19 protein-coding genes are annotated in these 17034 nt (G+C 62.4%); 10 read left to right on the top strand and 9 right to left on the bottom strand.

Features of this window, described 5'->3' with window-relative positions; genetic code table 11:
* Positions 1 to 142: 142 nt before the first annotated feature.
* A complete protein-coding gene (locus CWR53_RS11930; protein WP_058603314.1) occupies positions 143 to 580 on the top strand; it encodes a carboxymuconolactone decarboxylase family protein in 438 nt (145 codons plus the stop codon).
* Positions 581 to 1223: 643 nt separating this feature from the next.
* Here the strand turns inward: CWR53_RS11930 and CWR53_RS11935 are convergent.
* Positions 1224 to 1685: a hypothetical protein gene (locus tag CWR53_RS11935; RefSeq protein WP_058603315.1), complete on the bottom strand. Its 462-nt coding sequence runs from the start codon at positions 1683 to 1685 to the stop codon at positions 1224 to 1226.
* Positions 1686 to 1816: 131 nt separating this feature from the next.
* Here CWR53_RS11935 and CWR53_RS11940 point away from each other — a divergent pair, with 131 nt between their 5' ends.
* The 4 genes from CWR53_RS11940 to CWR53_RS11955 all read left to right on the top strand — a co-directional run bounded on the left by CWR53_RS11940 (position 1817) and on the right by CWR53_RS11955 (position 4964).
* On the top strand, positions 1817 to 2308 hold the full coding sequence (locus CWR53_RS11940) for a DUF1543 domain-containing protein (RefSeq protein WP_100851606.1): 492 nt from the start codon (positions 1817 to 1819) through the stop codon (positions 2306 to 2308).
* A 35-nt stretch (positions 2309 to 2343) separates the two neighbouring features.
* Positions 2344 to 3312, top strand: a complete 969-nt coding sequence (locus CWR53_RS11945; protein ID WP_100851607.1) for a 5'-nucleotidase — start codon at positions 2344 to 2346, stop codon at positions 3310 to 3312.
* A 44-nt stretch (positions 3313 to 3356) separates the two neighbouring features.
* Complete coding sequence (locus CWR53_RS11950; protein ID WP_058603318.1) at positions 3357 to 4127, top strand: SDR family NAD(P)-dependent oxidoreductase; 771 nt, start codon at positions 3357 to 3359, stop codon at positions 4125 to 4127.
* Between the two features lie 72 nt (positions 4128 to 4199).
* Positions 4200 to 4964 (top strand): hypothetical protein, encoded by a 765-nt coding sequence (locus CWR53_RS11955; RefSeq protein ID WP_100851608.1) that lies wholly within the window; start codon positions 4200 to 4202, stop codon positions 4962 to 4964.
* A 52-nt stretch (positions 4965 to 5016) separates the two neighbouring features.
* On the opposite strand, the gene CWR53_RS11960 is transcribed toward CWR53_RS11955, so the two are convergent.
* From CWR53_RS11960 to CWR53_RS11975, 4 genes are all read right to left on the bottom strand, one after another.
* On the bottom strand, positions 5017 to 5334 hold the full coding sequence (locus CWR53_RS11960; protein WP_100851609.1) for a hypothetical protein: 318 nt from the start codon (positions 5332 to 5334) through the stop codon (positions 5017 to 5019).
* A gap of 109 nt (positions 5335 to 5443) precedes the next feature.
* A complete protein-coding gene (locus CWR53_RS11965; protein WP_138031817.1) occupies positions 5444 to 5632 on the bottom strand; it encodes a hypothetical protein in 189 nt (62 codons plus the stop codon).
* Positions 5633 to 6207: 575 nt separating this feature from the next.
* Positions 6208 to 6432 carry a hypothetical protein gene (locus CWR53_RS11970; protein WP_100851610.1) on the bottom strand — a complete coding sequence of 75 codons (225 nt, stop codon included), beginning with the start codon at positions 6430 to 6432 and terminating at the stop codon, positions 6208 to 6210.
* 121 nt (positions 6433 to 6553) lie between these two features.
* Complete coding sequence (locus tag CWR53_RS11975; protein WP_100851611.1) at positions 6554 to 7615, bottom strand: aldo/keto reductase; 1062 nt, start codon at positions 7613 to 7615, stop codon at positions 6554 to 6556.
* A 221-nt stretch (positions 7616 to 7836) separates the two neighbouring features.
* Here CWR53_RS11975 and CWR53_RS11980 point away from each other — a divergent pair, with 221 nt between their 5' ends.
* Complete coding sequence (locus CWR53_RS11980; protein WP_058603480.1) at positions 7837 to 8343, top strand: GNAT family N-acetyltransferase; 507 nt, start codon at positions 7837 to 7839, stop codon at positions 8341 to 8343.
* Positions 8344 to 8346: 3 nt separating this feature from the next.
* Here CWR53_RS11980 and CWR53_RS11985 read toward each other — a convergent pair whose 3' ends face one another.
* Positions 8347 to 8517 (bottom strand): DUF2986 domain-containing protein, encoded by a 171-nt coding sequence (locus CWR53_RS11985; RefSeq protein ID WP_081322798.1) that lies wholly within the window; start codon positions 8515 to 8517, stop codon positions 8347 to 8349.
* A 78-nt stretch (positions 8518 to 8595) separates the two neighbouring features.
* Between CWR53_RS11985 and CWR53_RS11990 the strand changes: the two genes are divergently transcribed.
* Entirely contained in the window at positions 8596 to 9462 is an 867-nt protein-coding gene (locus tag CWR53_RS11990) for an AraC family transcriptional regulator (protein WP_100851612.1), read from the top strand.
* A 29-nt stretch (positions 9463 to 9491) separates the two neighbouring features.
* Complete coding sequence (locus tag CWR53_RS11995) at positions 9492 to 9878, top strand: cupin domain-containing protein (RefSeq protein WP_100851613.1); 387 nt, start codon at positions 9492 to 9494, stop codon at positions 9876 to 9878.
* Positions 9879 to 10068: 190 nt separating this feature from the next.
* Here CWR53_RS11995 and CWR53_RS12000 read toward each other — a convergent pair whose 3' ends face one another.
* The 3 genes from CWR53_RS12000 to CWR53_RS12010 form a co-directional block, all read right to left on the bottom strand.
* Positions 10069 to 11643, bottom strand: a complete 1575-nt coding sequence (locus CWR53_RS12000; protein WP_100851614.1) for an aldehyde dehydrogenase (NADP(+)) — start codon at positions 11641 to 11643, stop codon at positions 10069 to 10071.
* Positions 11644 to 11731: 88 nt separating this feature from the next.
* Positions 11732 to 12721, bottom strand: coding sequence for an AraD1 family protein (gene araD1 / locus CWR53_RS12005; RefSeq protein WP_100851615.1), 990 nt, complete (start codon positions 12719 to 12721; stop codon positions 11732 to 11734).
* Positions 12722 to 12750: 29 nt separating this feature from the next.
* Positions 12751 to 14058: an MFS transporter gene (locus CWR53_RS12010; protein WP_100851616.1), complete on the bottom strand. Its 1308-nt coding sequence runs from the start codon at positions 14056 to 14058 to the stop codon at positions 12751 to 12753.
* A gap of 184 nt (positions 14059 to 14242) precedes the next feature.
* Between CWR53_RS12010 and CWR53_RS12015 the strand changes: the two genes are divergently transcribed.
* On the top strand, positions 14243 to 15976 hold the full coding sequence (locus CWR53_RS12015) for an IlvD/Edd family dehydratase (RefSeq protein ID WP_078478470.1): 1734 nt from the start codon (positions 14243 to 14245) through the stop codon (positions 15974 to 15976).
* Positions 15977 to 16209: 233 nt separating this feature from the next.
* Positions 16210 to 16932: a FadR/GntR family transcriptional regulator gene (locus CWR53_RS12020; protein WP_100851617.1), complete on the top strand. Its 723-nt coding sequence runs from the start codon at positions 16210 to 16212 to the stop codon at positions 16930 to 16932.
* Positions 16933 to 17034 lie beyond the last annotated feature (102 nt).

Raw genomic sequence — 17034 nt, forward strand, 5'->3', positions numbered from 1 at the left:
GCAGAAATGAAGAGATTGGATGCCTGTCAGTGGGGATGCGAATGGCAGGATTGGCCTCCCCGAAGATGAGCGGATTGGCTATCGGACGTATCGGTGCTCGAGGGTATTGTGACGCCACCCTAAAGCGTTTCTGGAGAGCGCCATGCAACACCGCATCGACTGGTCGAAACAAGCCCCTGACGCCTACAAGGCCATGGCAGCCCTGGAGCAGGCGTTGACCCGCACGGGCCTTGAGCACGATCTGCTTGAACTGGTGCGCTTACGCGCGTCGCAGATCAATGGCTGCGCATACTGCGTCAATCTGCATGCCAACGACGCGCGCAAGGCCGGCGAGCGCGAGGCGCGCCTGCAGACGTTGTGTGTGTGGCGGGAGACGACCTACTTCACGGGGCGTGAGCGAGCGGCGCTGGCCTGGGTTGAGAGCCTGACCCGGCTGGCCGATTGTGGCGCCCCGCAGGGGGAGTATGAGGCATTGCTGGAGCACTTCGAGCCAGCCGAGGTGGTGAATCTGACGCTGGCTATCGCGACGATCAATGCGTGGAATCGGTTTGGTGTGGGGTTTGCCATGGTGGCGGGTTGAGGGAGCCTGGGAGGCTATTGTTCAATTCAGCCTTTCTCTAATTGGAAGCATCAATATCTAGCTATGCCCCGTGATGAATCGTGGCACATCCCTCGAAGGCTACTCTTTACCGGTGTAGATACCGTCTTGATCCTCACCTCGCAAGTGCGATTTGAGGGTCAAGATGGTATCTACCTTGGTCCGGTATTGGCTGAGATAGCGCAGGCCTAGACCATGCAGAGGTAAACGGCCTAGCGCCGTTTATGGAGGCTAGCCGATTTCCGGGTAGGAGCGGCCTTGTGCCGCGATGGGCCGCGCAGCGGCCCCAGCATTTCAGCTCCGCAGCTCATATCGCCGGGGCGCCGGACCGGCCGCGATAGGCTGCGCAGCAATCCCAGAATTTCAGCTCCGCAGCTCATATCGCCGGGGCCGCTGCGCGGCCCATCGCGGCACAAGGCCGCTCCTACAATGGCCGTGCGAGGTCTGGGTGAGCGGTGTCACACACTTGAGCTGGGAAGCCTGAATGCTGGATTGCTTCGCGGTCCGTTGCAACATATCGCTGAGCTCTCAGCGTGATGCGGTAATACCCTTGTGCGGTAAGAAAGGTGCCCTCGCTCCCAATCCAGACGCTTGTACGTCGTGCATCAACCCTCATGCCCGTGTATCACCCTCCCGCCACCCGCCCAGCCATCTTCACCAACGCCTGCCTCAAACTGGGCAAATCACTGTACCGCTGCTCGGCCATCACTTTGCCGTCTTGAACCTCCAGCCATTGCACCGATTCGCGGTCCCCGCCGTAGCCCTTGGCCACCTCCCCGTCCCGATCCAGCAAGATCCGATAATTGGCCGAGCGCATGGCAGGTACCATCACCGCTGCCACCATGCTGGGCATCTTCTCGATGTCCGCGACAAAGACTACGCCCCGCGCTTCAAGATAGCCCTCTGGCGTGTGCTCGACCGCATTGTTGACCAACCGTGCAGTGGCCATACTGCGCGCAACCATGACCACGCGGGTCTTGTCGTCCAACGTGAACGCCTGGTCGAACTGGTCATTCAAGGTCCAGTGCTCGGCGGCTTGCACCAGGGGTGCACAGAGCATCGCCAGGAACAGAAAAGGAGTGCGCATCTTGCTATCTCGCAGTCAAAGGTTCGCCCACACTAGCCGTCTTGTGCTCAGGCGCCAAGCACTGCGCTTGAAGCCGCCTGCGGATGCTGCAAAATGACGCCCTGCGATGACCGGTTCATCAAGGAAACCTCATGCTTTATATCGTCATGCTGGGGGGACGCCACGCAGGGGCCAAGATCGAGGTCCACGACATGGTGTTCGCCCAGGCACCCAACTTGCAACAGGCCTATCCGCAACTGCGCGACGCATGGTTCGGCAGCCAGCAGGGGCTGCACATCGATGCCTGGCTGGAAGTCGACGGCGTGGATGGCATGCGGGTGGAGTTGCACCCCCACCCGGCAAAACGTGGTGCGCTGCGCCTGTACTTCATCAACCTGGGCGGCTACGAACGCGGCGTGTTCGGCGAAGCGCACCGCTACGTGCTGGTCAGCGCCCGCAACAAGTCCGATGCCAAGGCATTGGGCAAGCAACACATGCAAACCGGCTGGCTCAAGCCGCATACCGATGCCGTGCTGAGCGTGGACGACTGCCTGGCGATCGACTGCGTAGACGGGTTGTACGTGCACCTGGTCGAAGGGCCGCACAAACCTGTCGTTTCGCGTAACGATTATATTCCCCTCTGACTTTTCGCCTCTGCCGGGGCCCTAGGGAGTCTCCCATGCCTTACTCCATCGAACAGAAACTGGTGATTGGCGTTGCCTCCAGTGCGCTGTTCGACCTGACCGTCTCGGACGACATCTACACCCAGGACGGCGTCGAAGCGTACCGGCGGCACCAGGAACAGAACCTGGATGAGCCTTTCCCCAAAGGCGTGGCGTTTCCGTTTATCCGTCGTTTTTTGCGTATCAACCAGGCATTCCCCGAGCAGCTGCCCGTCGAGGTGGTGTTGCTATCGCGTAATTCGCCAGAAACAGGCCTGCGGGTATTTCGCTCGATCAACCACTACGGCCTGGACATCACCCGCGCCGCGTTCATGTCGGGTCGATCACCGTACGAGTACATACCAGCGTTCAACGCATCGCTGTTTCTAAGCGCTAACGAAGAGGACGTACAGAAAGCCATCGACGCCAATTACCCCGCAGGCCGTGTTCTGCCGACACGCATCTACGATGACGAAATCGATACCGAGCTGCGCGTGGCGTTCGACTTCGATGGCGTGATCGCCGACGACGAAGCCGAAAGCGTCTACAAGCGTGGCAACAGCCTGGATGAGTTCCAGGCCCACGAGCAGGCACACCAGCGCGTTCCCCATACACCTGGTCCCCTGGCCGACCTGTACCGCAAACTGTCGCTGATTCGCACTCTCGAAGATCGCAAGCTCGAAGATGACCCCCACTACAAGCGCATCCTGCGTATCGCCATCGTGACGGCGCGCAATGCACCTTCCCATGAGCGAGTGGTGACAACTCTAAAAGATTGGGGCGTATCGCCCGACGAGTGTTTCTTTCTCGGTGGCATGGAGAAACCGCGCGTCTTGTCGATTCTCAAGCCCCACGTCTTCTTTGATGACCAGCGCAGCCACCTGCACTCGCCTGCGGGCGATTTGCCGATGGTGCACGTGCCGTTTGGGGTGGCGAACCGGATACCGACGGCTGAACCTCATATCGATGGAAATTCGGATGACTAAGGCGGTCTACCCATGACCGAAACGATGGCCAGAGTGTGCTTGTCATGAGTCTCATACCAGGGTTGGACGATAAAGCCTGCGTACTGATCTGCGGGGCCAGCCGTGGAATCGGGCTCGCGCTGTGCAACGCGCTGGCGAGGCGCGAAGACGTCGATCAGCTGATCGCTGTATCGCGCCATGCCACGCAGAATCCGGCATTGAGGGCGCTGGCCGACGCTCATCCGAATCGTATATTGCTAGTGGACTGCGACGCGCGCGAGGAGGCCAGCCTGGCCGCCATGGCCGCGCAAGCCGGCGAGCGATGTGCGCACTTGCACGTTGTCATCAGTACCTTGGGGATCCTGCACCAGGAAAACGCCAAGGCCGAAAAGTCTCTGGCGCAGTTGGACCTTGCCAGTTTGCACGCCAGCTTCACCACCAACGCCTTCGCCCCGATTCTGCTGCTCAAGCACCTGCTGCCTCTGCTGCGCAAGCAACCTGCAACCTTCGCGGCACTGTCCGCGCGTGTGGGTTCGATCAGCGACAACCGTCTGGGGGGTTGGTACAGCTACCGGGCCAGCAAGTCGGCGCTCAATCAGTTGCTGCACACAGCCAGTATCGAACTCAAGCGCCTGAACCCGAATGCGACTGTTCTGGCCCTGCACCCGGGCACCACGGACACAGAACTATCAAGGCCGTTCCAGGGCAATGTGCCTGAGGGAAAACTGTTCGAGACGACGTTTGCCGCGCAGTGCATCGTGGAACTGATCGGGCGTCTCGGACCGAACGTTACGGGTAGCTTCTGGGGCTGGGACGGTCGAAACATCCCTTGGTAGGCATCAGTGGCGGGCACCCGGGCATTCAACAGGGTAAAGTCGGCACTGTCTTGAGAGCCGGAACGCGCCGCGATGACCTTGTTCTACCTGAAACTTGCCATTACCCCTTTGCTGATGTGGGCCATTTCTCTCGCGTCCAGGCGCTGGGGCGGGCTGCTAGGGGGACTGCTGGCGGGCATGCCCATTACCTCGGGGCTGGTGATGACCTTCCTGAGCCTGGAGCAAGGGACGGACTTTGCCCTGAACGCCGTGCCTGGTGCACTCGGGGGGCTGGCAGCCGTGCTCGCTACCTACGCGTTCTATCTATATGCCACACGCAGGCTCGCCATCGGGGCTGCTGCGGGCCTGGCGATCGTCTTCTACGGCTTGGTCGCCTATGTGCTTACGCACTGGGGCCATTTGTACGTGTCGATAGGGGTGGCGCTGGGGCTGATCGTACTGCTGATTATCGCCAGCGGGCGCGAGCCCAAGCCTGAAACCCTGGCACGTGTACGGCATCGTTACTGGGAAATTCCCTTGCGCATGGTCTCGGCAACGGCGTTGCTGATGATCACCACGCACCTAGCCGCCTGGCTTGGACCCCAGACGAGCGGCATGCTCGCGCCGATCCCCGTCATCGCCTGGCCGTTGATGGTGTTTGCCCATGTGCAGAATGGGCGCGCGGGCATGGCGGCCATGGTGCGCGGCAATGCCATTGGCGCAGTGGGTGTATTGGCGTTCTACCTGATGTTGTCGGGGCTGATGAAAGCGCTGGGGGTCATGCCGACCATCGTGCTGGCCATGGGGACGGCGGTTGCGTTGACGGTAGTGCTGGCAGGCTTGCTGCGCGGCCGCTAGCGTTGCCCAAAGGCGCTGTGGACAGCCCCAGCGCCTCGGGTTCAAGCCAGTATCACGGATGTTCTTGCGAAACAGAGTTGTTGGCTTGCACGTCCTTCATGTCTTCCTCGAGCGCTGCATCGCCAGCGCCAGGGTCTTCATGGGTGCGTGCGGTACCGTTGTCGCGTGGCACCTGGCTGTCCTGGTCGGAGCCGGGGTTTCCGGGGGGTGGGTTCCAGTCCTCGGGGCGCTCGCCGCCTGCCTGGGCGGCGCCTTGCTTGGGTTCCGAAGGGGCCTGTTCAAGGCCTGAACCATGACCCTCACCGGTGTCCGGGGTGTTCTGAGCCGGGCCTGGGTAGGGTGCTGCAGGACCATTGTTATCGATTGGCATACGCATTCTCCTGATTGAGGCGCTGAAATAGCATGAGTCTGGTCAGAGCTGTCGCCGCCGGCACCTTAGCCAAGGCGGCGAGGAATGGCTGAAAACTGAACAACGCCTGTTATTCTCGGGGCGTATTCACATCCATGGGCGGCTGCTCGGTATCCTCCCAGTCACCACCCTCCTCTTCGTTCATAAGCGGATCATCGTCCGGATCGGGTATGGTCGGGTTGTCGGGGTTTACCGACGGGTCCGGTGAGACGGGCATATCCTCGTCAGCGTCGTCCTGTGCCATGGGGTCTCTGTTCATTGCCGCGTACCTCGAAAGAATGGATGAGGCTTACATGCTTTCGAGAACAGGGTCGGCGCAGGCGTTCGATCGGGTTGAAGCCCGTCCGTCGCAATCGAGGGAGACAAGGATGATGGCAAGTGTGATCAGAGCGGCGACCGTCCTGGACGCAGAAGGCATCAGCCGGGTGATCCTGGCTGCCCTGCGCCACAGCAACGCAGCTGACTATGACGCCGCCACACTGGCGCGCGTGGCGCGTTCCTTCACACCCCAAGCGGTGGCTGCATTGCTGGGCAGGCGGGTTGTATGGGTGGCTGTAGAAGACGGCCTCGTCGTCGCAACGGCAAGCCTTGAGAAGGATGTGGTGAGGAGTGTAAGCGGCTGCCTGGTGCCGCTTCTGAAGGCTAGCCGATTTCCGGTAGGAGCGGTCTTGTACCGCGATGGGCCGCGCAGCGGCCCCGGCAATCTAAGTTGCGGCGCCGAAATCCTGGGGCTGCTGCGCAGCCCATCGCGGTACAAGACCGCTCCTACGCGAGACTCGCTAGCCTGCGAAGGCGGCGCAAGACAGTGCCACCTAGCGTCCGCCAGCGAGCAACCTAGACCACCACGATATCCGTCAACCCCAGCACCTGGGCTTGCGCCAGGATTTCATCGGGCGTGGCATCGGCTGCGGGCATCACCAGGCTGTTCTCGCCGTCGCCGAAATGCAGCACGATCAGGTGCAACGCCGCTTCGTGCAGGGCCAGGCCACGCTGGTCTAACTCGAAGGTATGTTCTGTCGAATTGCCATTGAGCGAGTAGCGAACAGTGAAGGCGTGCATGAGCACCTCGGTCTAGGTTGGGAACTCATTACCTGACCGGCTAGACAGGAAATAATTCACACCACCACCAAGATCGTCTCGCCAGGCGGGCAAGACGACCTGGTATCAGGCGGCGCAGGTGTTACTTCATGGTCTCTCGGTACAGCTCGATGAACGGCGCTTCAGCCGGATCGATGCGGTCCATGCCGGCGGCAATGCGGTGCCAGTAGGGATACTGCGGCGCGATGCGGGTGGCCTGTTCGATCTGCTTCAGGTCCTCTTGCGTCAACAACAGGTCTGCCGCCTGCAAATTGTCCTGCAGCTGATCGAGGGTGCGGCCAGCGGTAATCACGCTGGTAATGCCCGGGCGATCCTTGAGCCAGGCCAGGCAGACGCGTGAAGGCGAGCAACCGTGGCGTTCGCCAACCGCGATCAAGGTCTCGATGATGTCGTAGGCGCGCTCACGATCATGCACATAGGGTTCCGGCCAGTCGTTGCCCTGACGAGTGCCCTTGGGCGTCTGCTGGCCACGACGGACCTTGCCAGTCAACAGCCCTTCACCCAACGGCCCCCAGACCAGCGTGGCAAAGCCCTGGTCAATCGCCATCGGCAGCAACTCGTACTCGGCCTCGCGCGATTCGGGCGTGTAGTAGATCTGCTGGGAAACGGGCTGTTGCCAGCCGTTCAATTGCGCGCTGCCCAGGGTCTTCATCATTTGCCAGGCGGTGTAGTTGGACGTACCGAAGTAGCGAATCTTGCCGCTTTGCACCAGGTGATCCAGTGCTGCCAGGGTCTCCTCCACTGGCGTGACGCCGTCCCAGTTGTGGATTTGGTACAGGTCGATATGGTCGGTACCCAGGCGCTTCAAGCTGGCCTCGCACGCGCGAATCAGATGGTAGCGCGAAGCGCCGCTGTCATTGGGGTTGTCGCTCATCGGGCTGCGCGCCTTGCTGGCCAGGATGATCGAGTGGCGACGCTCGCCCAGGGCCTTGCCGACAATTTCCTCAGCCAACCCATGTGAATACAGGTCGGCGGTATCGACCAGGTTGACCCCGGCGTCGAACGCCGCCGCGAACATGCGCTTGGCCAGGTCCACATCGACGCTGCCGGTCTTCTCGAACGAGCCTCGCCCGCCAAAAGGTACGGTGCCAATGACCAGCTCCGAAACCAGCAGGCCGGTGTTGCCGAGTGCGCGATATTTCATGGAAACCTCCGTAGCAAAAGACTAGAAATACCGACGTACCTGCGCGCTGAAACGTTCAATCGGAAGCTTTCGGCGGCGTTCCCTATCAAACCAGCGGTTGCGCCAACGACAGTCAAAGGCTTACCAACGCACCATGCCCGTCGTGACCCTATGCGTAGGTGGCAAAGGCGTTACGCCACAGGCATGCTGGCAAGCTGTTCAACGGACGACGCGAGATGACGATGCAATCCCCCTGCACCACGTACTACCTAGAAATGACCTCGCCAGAGCAACTGGTGGAAAAACCCCAGCGCCCGGATTTGCACATCGTCGAATGCGAGGTGCCACAACCGGCCTTCAACCGCTTTCTCTACGCGTTGGTCGGCACGCCCTGGTCCTGGGGTGACCTGGACGCGTGGAGCGAGGCGCAGTGGCAGGCGCAGGTCGAGCAGGAAGCTCACCGCACCTGGGTGGCTTACCACCGGGGCGCCATCGCCGGGTATTACGAACTGTATCGCCCTGACGGGCATAACGCCGAAATCCGTTACTTCGGCTTGGCCCCGCAGTTTCTGGGCGCAGGCTTTGGCGGCCCGCTGTTGAGCCAGGCGGTGCGTTGCGCCTGGGCGTGGCCCGGTACGCAGCGTGTATGGGTGCATACCTGCACCCTGGATCACCCTGCCGCGCTGGGCAATTACCAAGCGCGCGGCTTCAAGATCTACAAGCAGGAACAAACCCCGTCAGAAGCCTGAGGCTCAGGCCTGAGGTTCGGGTTGCACTGCGCCGTCTGCGGCCGTTTGCAGCGCCAGCTTCTCGCGATCGGCCTTGCTGATGTACTTGGGTTTGGTGCTGCGCGGCGCCAGCTTGGCGCTGGCCTTCTTGGCGTGCGCCTTGAGCAGTTGCTTGATTTTCTTCTGACGGTTCATGGTGGGTTCTGGTGAGGAGGAATGGGGCCTATGATAGCGCGTTGTCTTTCCTTTCCGTGAACCGCCGGGGCCAGTGCCATGAAACGTTCGCCCAGCATGCCCCCGGTTTCCGACTGGGTCATCCGCAGCACGCAGCCTGGCGCCATCGAGCGGATCGAGGCGTGGTTCGGTAGCCATGGCTATGATCCCCATCGGCACGACACCTACTCCATCGGCCGTACCTTGGCCGGGGTTCAGAGTTTTCATTACAAAGGCGCGTTGCGCCACGGCACGCCGGGCAACACGCTGGTGCTGCACCCCGATGAGTTGCACGACGGCATGGCCGGCACCGAGACGGGTTTCCGTTACCGCATGGCCTACATCGACCCTGCGCTGATTCAGGCCGCATTGGGCGGCCAGCCGTTACCGTTCGTGCCCGGTGGGCTCTCCAGTGACCCGCGCCTTTTCCACGCCAGCGAAACGTTCGTTCAGGCCGTGGACCACCCTCTGGAAAGGCTGGAGGAGCAAGACGCTGTCTACGACCTGGCCATGGCGTTGCGCGCTGTCGCGGGCAAACCACGCGGGCGCAAGCGCCTGGACTACCGGTCCGCCGAGCGCGCCAAGGCGTTCATTCTGGAGCACCTCCATCTGGACATTACCCTGGAGATGCTCGAACGCGCCAGCGGCCGTGAGCAATGGAGCCTGTCCAGGGACTTCCGGGCTTTGTACGGCACCAGCCCCTATCGCTTCGTCACCCTCCGGCGACTGGACAATGTGCGACGGCTGTTGCTCGATGGCTTCACCCTGGTCGACGCAGCCCTGGCGGCAGGCTTTCATGATCAGAGCCACATGACCCGACACTTCACCCGCAGTTATGGGGTGCCGCCGCTACGCTGGCTCGAACGCCTGCAGCCAGGCCAGCAACGTGCAGGATCGTACAAGCCTGCAGACACCGAGCTGCAATAGGCTGCGTGCTCCAATCAGGAGTAACCACCATGTTCGAATCCAATCAGCACATCCAGCCGCACCCTGTGAACCTGAACCAGAAGGCGTCGATGATCGACAGTCAGTGGAGCCCCAGGGTTGTTGCACAGATGAACGACTACCAGTTCAAGGTCGTGCGTATCGAGGGGGAATTCATCTGGCATGCGCACCCGGAAACCGATGAAGCCTTTCTGGTGCTCGAAGGCACGCTGCGCATCGATCTGCCGCAACGCAGCGTCCATGTAGCGCCTGGCGAGTTGTTCGTGGTACCCCGGGGTGTACAGCATCGCACGGCAGCCGAGGGCGAGGCCAAACTGCTGATGATCGAGCCATGTGGGGTCCTGAACACTGGCCATGAGGGTGGTGAGCGAACGGCGCCCAATGATCTGTGGATCTAGCCATCCAGGTACTGCGCTTTGTCAAAGCCTCTAGGCAGGCCTGGACGCTCGATAGCTCCCAAATCGGTCAAGAGCCTCATTCACTGCCTGACACTCAGCAGTCTTCAGTGATCACTTGGGACTTCCACCGCTGACAGCCGCCTGACCCTCACCAGGCGGCACGTGCTCCGGTGCCAGAACCGTCAAGCCGTCATACAAGCGCCTCGCGGCTATGCTGGCCGTCGATCAGGCGCAGCAGGCCCAGCGGGTTGGCGTCTTTGAGGGCGTCGGGCAGCAGCGCGTCGGGATAGTCCTGGAAGCAGACCGGCCGCAAAAAGCGATCGATAGCCAGGGTGCCTACGGACGTACCGCGCGCATCGGATGTGGCGGGATAAGGCCCGCCGTGCACCATTGCCTCGCAGACCTCGACACCCGTCGGGTAGCCGTTGACCAGCAGGCGCCCGGCCTTGCGTTGCAACACCGGTACCAGCGCGGCGAAGCGCTGGAAGTCTTCAGGCTCAGCAATCAGCGTGGCCGTCAGTTGCCCCTGCAACGCCTCGAGAGCCCGACGCAGTTCGGCTTCGTCAGCCACTTCGATGGCGACCGTGGTAGGCCCGAAGACTTCTTCCTGAAGGACTTCATCGCCCTGCAACAACAGGCTCGCCTGCGCCATGAACAGCTGGGGCTGGGCTTGGTTACCTCCCTGTTCGGACCCGGCCAGGTGGCGTATCTCTGGGTGCTGGTGCAGGCGCTGCACGCCGGCACAATAGCTGCGCAGGGTTCCGGCATTGAGCATGGTCTGGCCAGGCTGGTCAGCCAGGTGCGCGCCTAACTGCGCCAGGAAGTCGCTGAAGGCTTGGCCAGCGATACCGATGACCAGCCCCGGGTTGGTGCAAAACTGACCACACCCCATCACCACCGAATTGGCCAGATCCCGGGCAATCTGCGGGCCTCGCGCTTGCAGCGCACCTGGCAGCACCAGCACCGGGTTGATGCTGCTCATTTCGGCAAACACCGGAATCGGCTGCGCGCGAGCGGCCGCCATGTCGCCCAGGGCCCGTCCACCTTTGAGCGAGCCCGTAAAGCCCACGGCTTGAATCATCGGATGACGCACCAAGGCTTCACCTACCCCCGCGCCGTAGATCATGTTGAACACGCCAGCGGGCATGCCGGTCGCTACAGCGGCCCGTTCGATGGCTTCACCCACCCACTCGGCCGTAGCCATGTGCCCGCTGTGCGCCTTGATCACCACCGGGCACCCTGCCGCCAGCGCAGCGGCGGTGTCGCCACCGGCCGTGGAGAAGGCCAAGGGGAAATTGCTGGCGCCGAACACCGCCACCGGGCCCAGGCCGGTGCGGTATTGACGCAGGTCAGGCCGTGGCAGCGGCTGGCGCTGGGGTTGCGCGCGATCGATGCGGGCGCCCATAAAGTCGCCGCGCCGCAGCACCTTGGCGAATTGGCGCATCTGGTTGCTGGTGCGGGCACGCTCGCCCTGGATACGCCCCGCTGGCAGGGCAGTTTCTCGGCAGACGGTGGCGATGAAGGTATCGTCCAATGCATCGAGCTGATCGGCGATAGCGTCTAGAAACTGCGCGCGGCGCTCAGGTGCCAAGGCACTGTATGCGGGGAAGGCGGCTTCGGCGGCCTGGGCTGCGGCGTCCACTTCTTCGGGGGTTGCCTGGCTGAAGGTGACCGGCAGGGCCTCCCCCGTGCAGGCATCGAAGCTTTGCAGATGCACGCTGCCAGCGGCGCTGCGTTGGCCGCCAATGAAATTGCTTCCAGTCATGATGGACTCCTGAATTAAGAGATTGAAGTTGCCGCACCTGACCGCTGCCCAGGGCACGGGGCACGTGCCCTGACGGCCAGAGGTGGGCTTACAGGCTTTTCACGCTCCCTGGCTGCACCTGCTTCGCTGCTGGCGCAATGCCGTTGCGCAGCGGCTCGCCGAAGGCTGGCAGGCTGATTTCGAAGGTATCGCCAGGCTGCGCCTGGATGCCGTCGGCGAACGACAGCGTCGCAGTGCCGAAGTAGTGCACATGAATATCGCCAGGTCGCAGGAACTGGTCGTATTTGAAGTGATGGAACTCCAGGTTCTCGAAGCTATGGCACATGTTCTGCTCACCCGACAGGAAGGGTTGGCTCCATACCGGTTGGCCATCACGCAGGATGCGGCTGGTGCCCTCGAGGTGCGCCGGCAGTGCACCGAGCCGCAGCTCCGGTCCGAAACTGCAGGCGCGCAGCTTCGAGTGGGCCAGATAAAGGTAGTTACGCCGCTCCATCACATGGTCGGAGAACTCGTTGCCCAGCGCGTAGCCCAGGCGGTACGGCGTGCCATCAGGGCCGATCAGGTACAGGCCGACCAACTCCGGCTCCTCGCCTGCATCCTCGGCAAACGCCGGCAGCGGCAGGTCTGCCCCAGGGCGCACGACGATGGCGCCATCGCCCTTGTAGAACCATTCCGGTTGTGCACCCACCTGCCCTGCTGGTGGCCGGCCGCCTTCCATGCCCCACTGGAACATGCGCATGCTGTCGGTCACGGCGTCCTGGGCCTGTTGCTGATGCATCTTGTCGCGCGTGGCGGCGCTACCCAGATGGGTCAGGCCAGTGCCGGTCACCAGGCAATGGGCCGGATCGGGGTGATCCAGCGGCGGTAGCACCCGGCCCTCGGCCAACAGCGTTTGGTAATCGTGACGCTCGCCCAGGCCCACTACCTGCACGTGATCGGCCAGGGTCAGGCCAGCGGCGATGGCCTGCAGGGCCAGCTCGCGGGTGGTGTCGATGCCACACACGCGCAAGACATAGTCACCTTCCACCACGCCGACATGGCGCTCGCCGGTGGCGGTTTCAAATTGGATCAGTCGCATGGTCGTACTCGCTTGTCGGTTGCGAAAAATTATCGGGAGGCGCCAGCCACCTGGGTGGATGCATCACGCTGTCGACGCTCCAGGCGGGCGTAGACAACTCCGGTAAGCAGCACCCCGAACATGGTGACCAGGGCCAGGAAATACAGCCCGGACGACAGGTGCCCCGTGTGTTCTTTCAGGGCGCCGATGCCAAATGGGCCCAGGTAGCCGCCCAGGTTGCCGATCGAGTTGATCAGGGCGATGCCGGCCGCGGCGCTGGCCCCGGAGAAAAACCGCCCTGGCAGGGTCCAGAAGATCGCCGTGCACGAGAACAAGGCGAACGCCACCAGGCACAACGCCGCCAGTTGCAAGGCCGGCACGCTCAACCAGGCACTGAGGAACAGCCCGACTGCGGCCAGGGCGTACAGCAGACCCAGATGACCGTAACGGTCATTGAGGCGGTCCGAGCTGCGTGGCACGACCAGCAAACCAATGATGCCGAACAGGTAGGGCACCGCCGACACGAAACCGGTGACTAGGTCGCTGCCGCCGAACTGGTGGATCAAGGTGGGCAGCCACAACCCAAGCCCGTAGATGCTCAGGGTCATGGGCAGGTAGAACAGCGCCAACAGCAGCACGCGGCTGTCTTTGAGTGCATGCAGCGGGTTGCCGTGGCGGGTCTGGCCGTATTCACGCAGGTCATTGGCCAGCTGCTCCTGCAACCAGGTGCGTTGCGCGTCGCTGAGCCAGCGCACCTTGGCCGGGCCATCTGGCAACAGGCGTAGGGTGGGCCAGGCCAACAGCACCGCAGGGGTCCCGATGCAGATGAACAGCCATTGCCAGCCGTGCAGGCCATAGGTGCCGTCCAGGCCCAGCAATGCACCGGAAAGCGGCCCTGTAACCAGCATCGCCAACGGCTGGGAAAGGATGAACAAGCCCAGGATTTTGCCGCGATGCCGCACCGGGTACCACTGGGTGATGTAGTACAGCACCCCCGGGAAGAAACCGGCCTCGGCTGCCCCTAGCAGAAAGCGCATCACATAGAAGCCGTTCGGCCCGGTCACGAATGCCATGCCAACGGTGATGGCGCCCCATGTGAGCAAGATGCGAGCGAACCAGCGGCGTGCGCCAAAGCGGTCCAGCAGCAGGTTGCTCGGCACTTCGAACAGAAAATAGCCGATGAAGAACAACCCGGCGCCCAGGCCATAGGCCGCGTCGCCCAGGCCAATGTCGGCGCCCATGTGCAGCTTGGCAAAGCCGACCGCCGAGCGATCGACATAAGCCACCAGGTACAACAGAACCAGAAAAGGGATGAGCTTGAGTGTGATCAGGCGGACGAGCCGCTGCTCCTGAATCATGGCGATGTCTCCAATTGTTCTTGTAATGGGTACAACACCAGGCCGAGGTTTTTTGGCAGACCGCTGACCTAGGAAATCGATCATATAGTATTACTATTTAAAACAACAACCCTTCACATGTTGGTTTTTTGGCGATACATTGAGCGCCATAACGATAAATAGTAATACTAATAAGGTGTCCATCATGTCCGATAGCAAGCCGTCGCTGCGCTCCGCCCAATGGTTCGGTACCGCCGACAAGAACGGGTTCATGTACCGCAGCTGGATGAAGAACCAAGGCATTCCGGACCACGAGTTCCAGGGCAAACCGATTATCGGCATCTGCAACACCTGGTCGGAGCTGACCCCGTGCAACGCGCATTTCCGCAAGATCGCCGAGCACGTCAAGAAAGGCGTGCTGGAAGCAGGCGGCTTCCCGGTGGAATTCCCGGTGTTCTCCAGCGGCGAATCCAACCTGCGCCCCACGGCCATGCTCACGCGCAATCTGGCGAGCATGGATGTGGAAGAAGCCATTCGCGGGAACCCGGTCGATGCCGTGGTACTGCTGACCGGTTGCGACAAGACCACGCCTGCGTTGCTGATGGGCGCTGCCAGTTGCGACGTTCCGGCCATCGTGGTGACCGGCGGGCCAATGCTCAACGGCAAGCACAAAGGCAAGGATATTGGCGCCGGCACTATCGTGTGGCAGATGCATGAGGCCTATAAGGCCGGCCACATCGACCTGAACGAATTCCTCTCCGCCGAGGCGGGCATGTCGCGCTCAGCCGGCACCTGCAACACCATGGGTACGGCTTCGACCATGGCCTGCATGGCTGAGGCGCTGGGCACCTCGCTGCCGCACAATGCCGCCATCCCTGCCGTGGACGCACGCCGTTACGTGTTGGCGCACTTGTCGGGTATGCGCATCGTCGACATGGTGCGCGAAGACTTGCGACTGTCGAAAATCCTCACCCGCGAAGCCTTCGAAAATGCCATCCGGGTGAACGCCGCCATTGGCGGTTCGACCAACGCGGTGATTCACCTCAAGGCCATCGCCGGGCGCATTGGCGTCGACCTGCAACTGGAGGACTGGACGCGGGTGGGACGTGGTACGCCGACGCTGGTCGACCTGCAACCTTCGGGGCGTTTCCTGATGGAGGAGTTCTATTACGCGGGCGGTCTGCCGGCCGTGATCCGGCGCCTGGGTGAGCATGGTTTGTTGCCCAACCCGACTGCGCTGACCGCAAACGGCAAGAGCCTGTGGGACAACTGCCACACCGCACCACTTTACGATGAGGAAGTCATCCGCCCGCTGGACAAACCGCTGGTGGCCGACGGCGGTATCTGTATCCTGCGGGGCAACCTGGCGCCCAAGGGCGCAGTGCTCAAGCCATCGGCGGCCACCCCCGCGCTGATGCAGCATCGGGGGCGCGCCGTGGTCTTCGAGCACTTCGAAGACTACAAGGCCCGCATCAACGACCCGGACCTGGATGTGGACGCCAACTCGATCCTGGTGATGAAGTATTGCGGGCCCAAGGGTTATCCCGGCATGGCCGAGGTGGGCAACATGGGGCTGCCGGCCAAGTTGCTTGCCCAGGGTGTAACCGACATGGTGCGCATCTCCGACGCGCGCATGAGTGGCACGGCCTATGGGACCGTGGTGCTGCACGTTGCGCCGGAAGCAGCCGCAGGTGGCCCTTTGGCCGTGGTACGCGAGGGGGACTGGATCGAACTGGACTGCCAGCAAGGCCGCTTGCACCTGGACATCGACGAGCAGGAACTGGCCGGTCGCCTGGCGGATCTGCAGCCACCGCCACAGCTGATCACCGGGGGGTATGCCAAGCTCTACCTGGACCATGTGATGCAGGCTGATGAGGGCTGCGACTTCGACTTTCTCGTCGGCTGCCGCGGGGCGGCGGTGCCCAAGCACTCTCACTAGCCCAGGGGACATCACCCTAAGCGGGACCGTGACTGGCTGAACGGCACGAGGGCGCTTGATGCCGCTTGCCGCTTGAACGCCGTGGAGCTGTCTATGCACCGACAGCTCCGCGCCCGCTAGAGTGCCGAGGCCCGCCAGCCCCCCTCTGTCCGCCATCAAGGCGCTGCAAAACAGCCCTGCATCCATCAGTGCTATGATGCGAGCCCCCGCCAGAAGGACCTCGCACACCCCTCATGAATTACCGCCAGCCCTCAACGCGCAAGAGCATGCACGCGACCTTAGTCCAGGACCTGGGCCTGCAGATCGTGTCCGGTCAACTCGCCCCTGGGCAGAAGCTGCCGTCCGAGGCAAGCCTGTGCGAAAGCTACGCGATCAGTCGGCCGGTGTTTCGTGAGGCCATGCGTGCCCTGACGGCCAAGGGTCTGGTCGAAGCGCGCCCCCGGGTCGGCACCCTGGTCAGGCCGCGCCATGCCTGGCACATGCTCGACCCCGATGTGCTGCACTGGCTGATGCAGGCAACGCCGCAACAGGAGTTCTTCAATACCCTGTCCAGCGTACGCTGGGTCATAGAGCCTGCTGCTGCTGCCCTGGCCGCCACCAGTGCCACGCCAGAGGACGTGGCGTCGATCGGCGAGGCCTACCAGCGAATGGAAGCGGCGCGCACGCCAGATGAGCGGCTGCAGCCAGACCTGGACTTTCACGCCCGTATCGCCGATGCCACCCACAATGACCTGCTCGCCTACCTGTGCAACATGCTGTCGATGGCGTTGCGCGAATCGGTGCGCTTTTCCAACCAGCGTCCGAATTTCGATGAGCTCGCCCTCCCCCGGCACAAAGCCATTTTGACGGCTATCCAGAACGGCGACGCCCTCGGCGCCCGGCATGCCTCCCTGGTGCAGCTCGAAGATGCCCGCCTGGCGCTGAGCAAGGTGCTAGGGCAAGACCCGGCCAGCTGAGCGCCAAAAAGCATAATCATAAGGCCATCATTGGCGTAACAGCCTTTGGACGTGGCGAATCGGCCATCCGTTACCGCGGAGTGTGGCGTGCGTCACATTGGG

This window comes from Pseudomonas sp. SGAir0191, from assembly GCF_002812565.2.
Lineage (GTDB): Bacteria > Pseudomonadota > Gammaproteobacteria > Pseudomonadales > Pseudomonadaceae > Aquipseudomonas > Aquipseudomonas parafulva_B.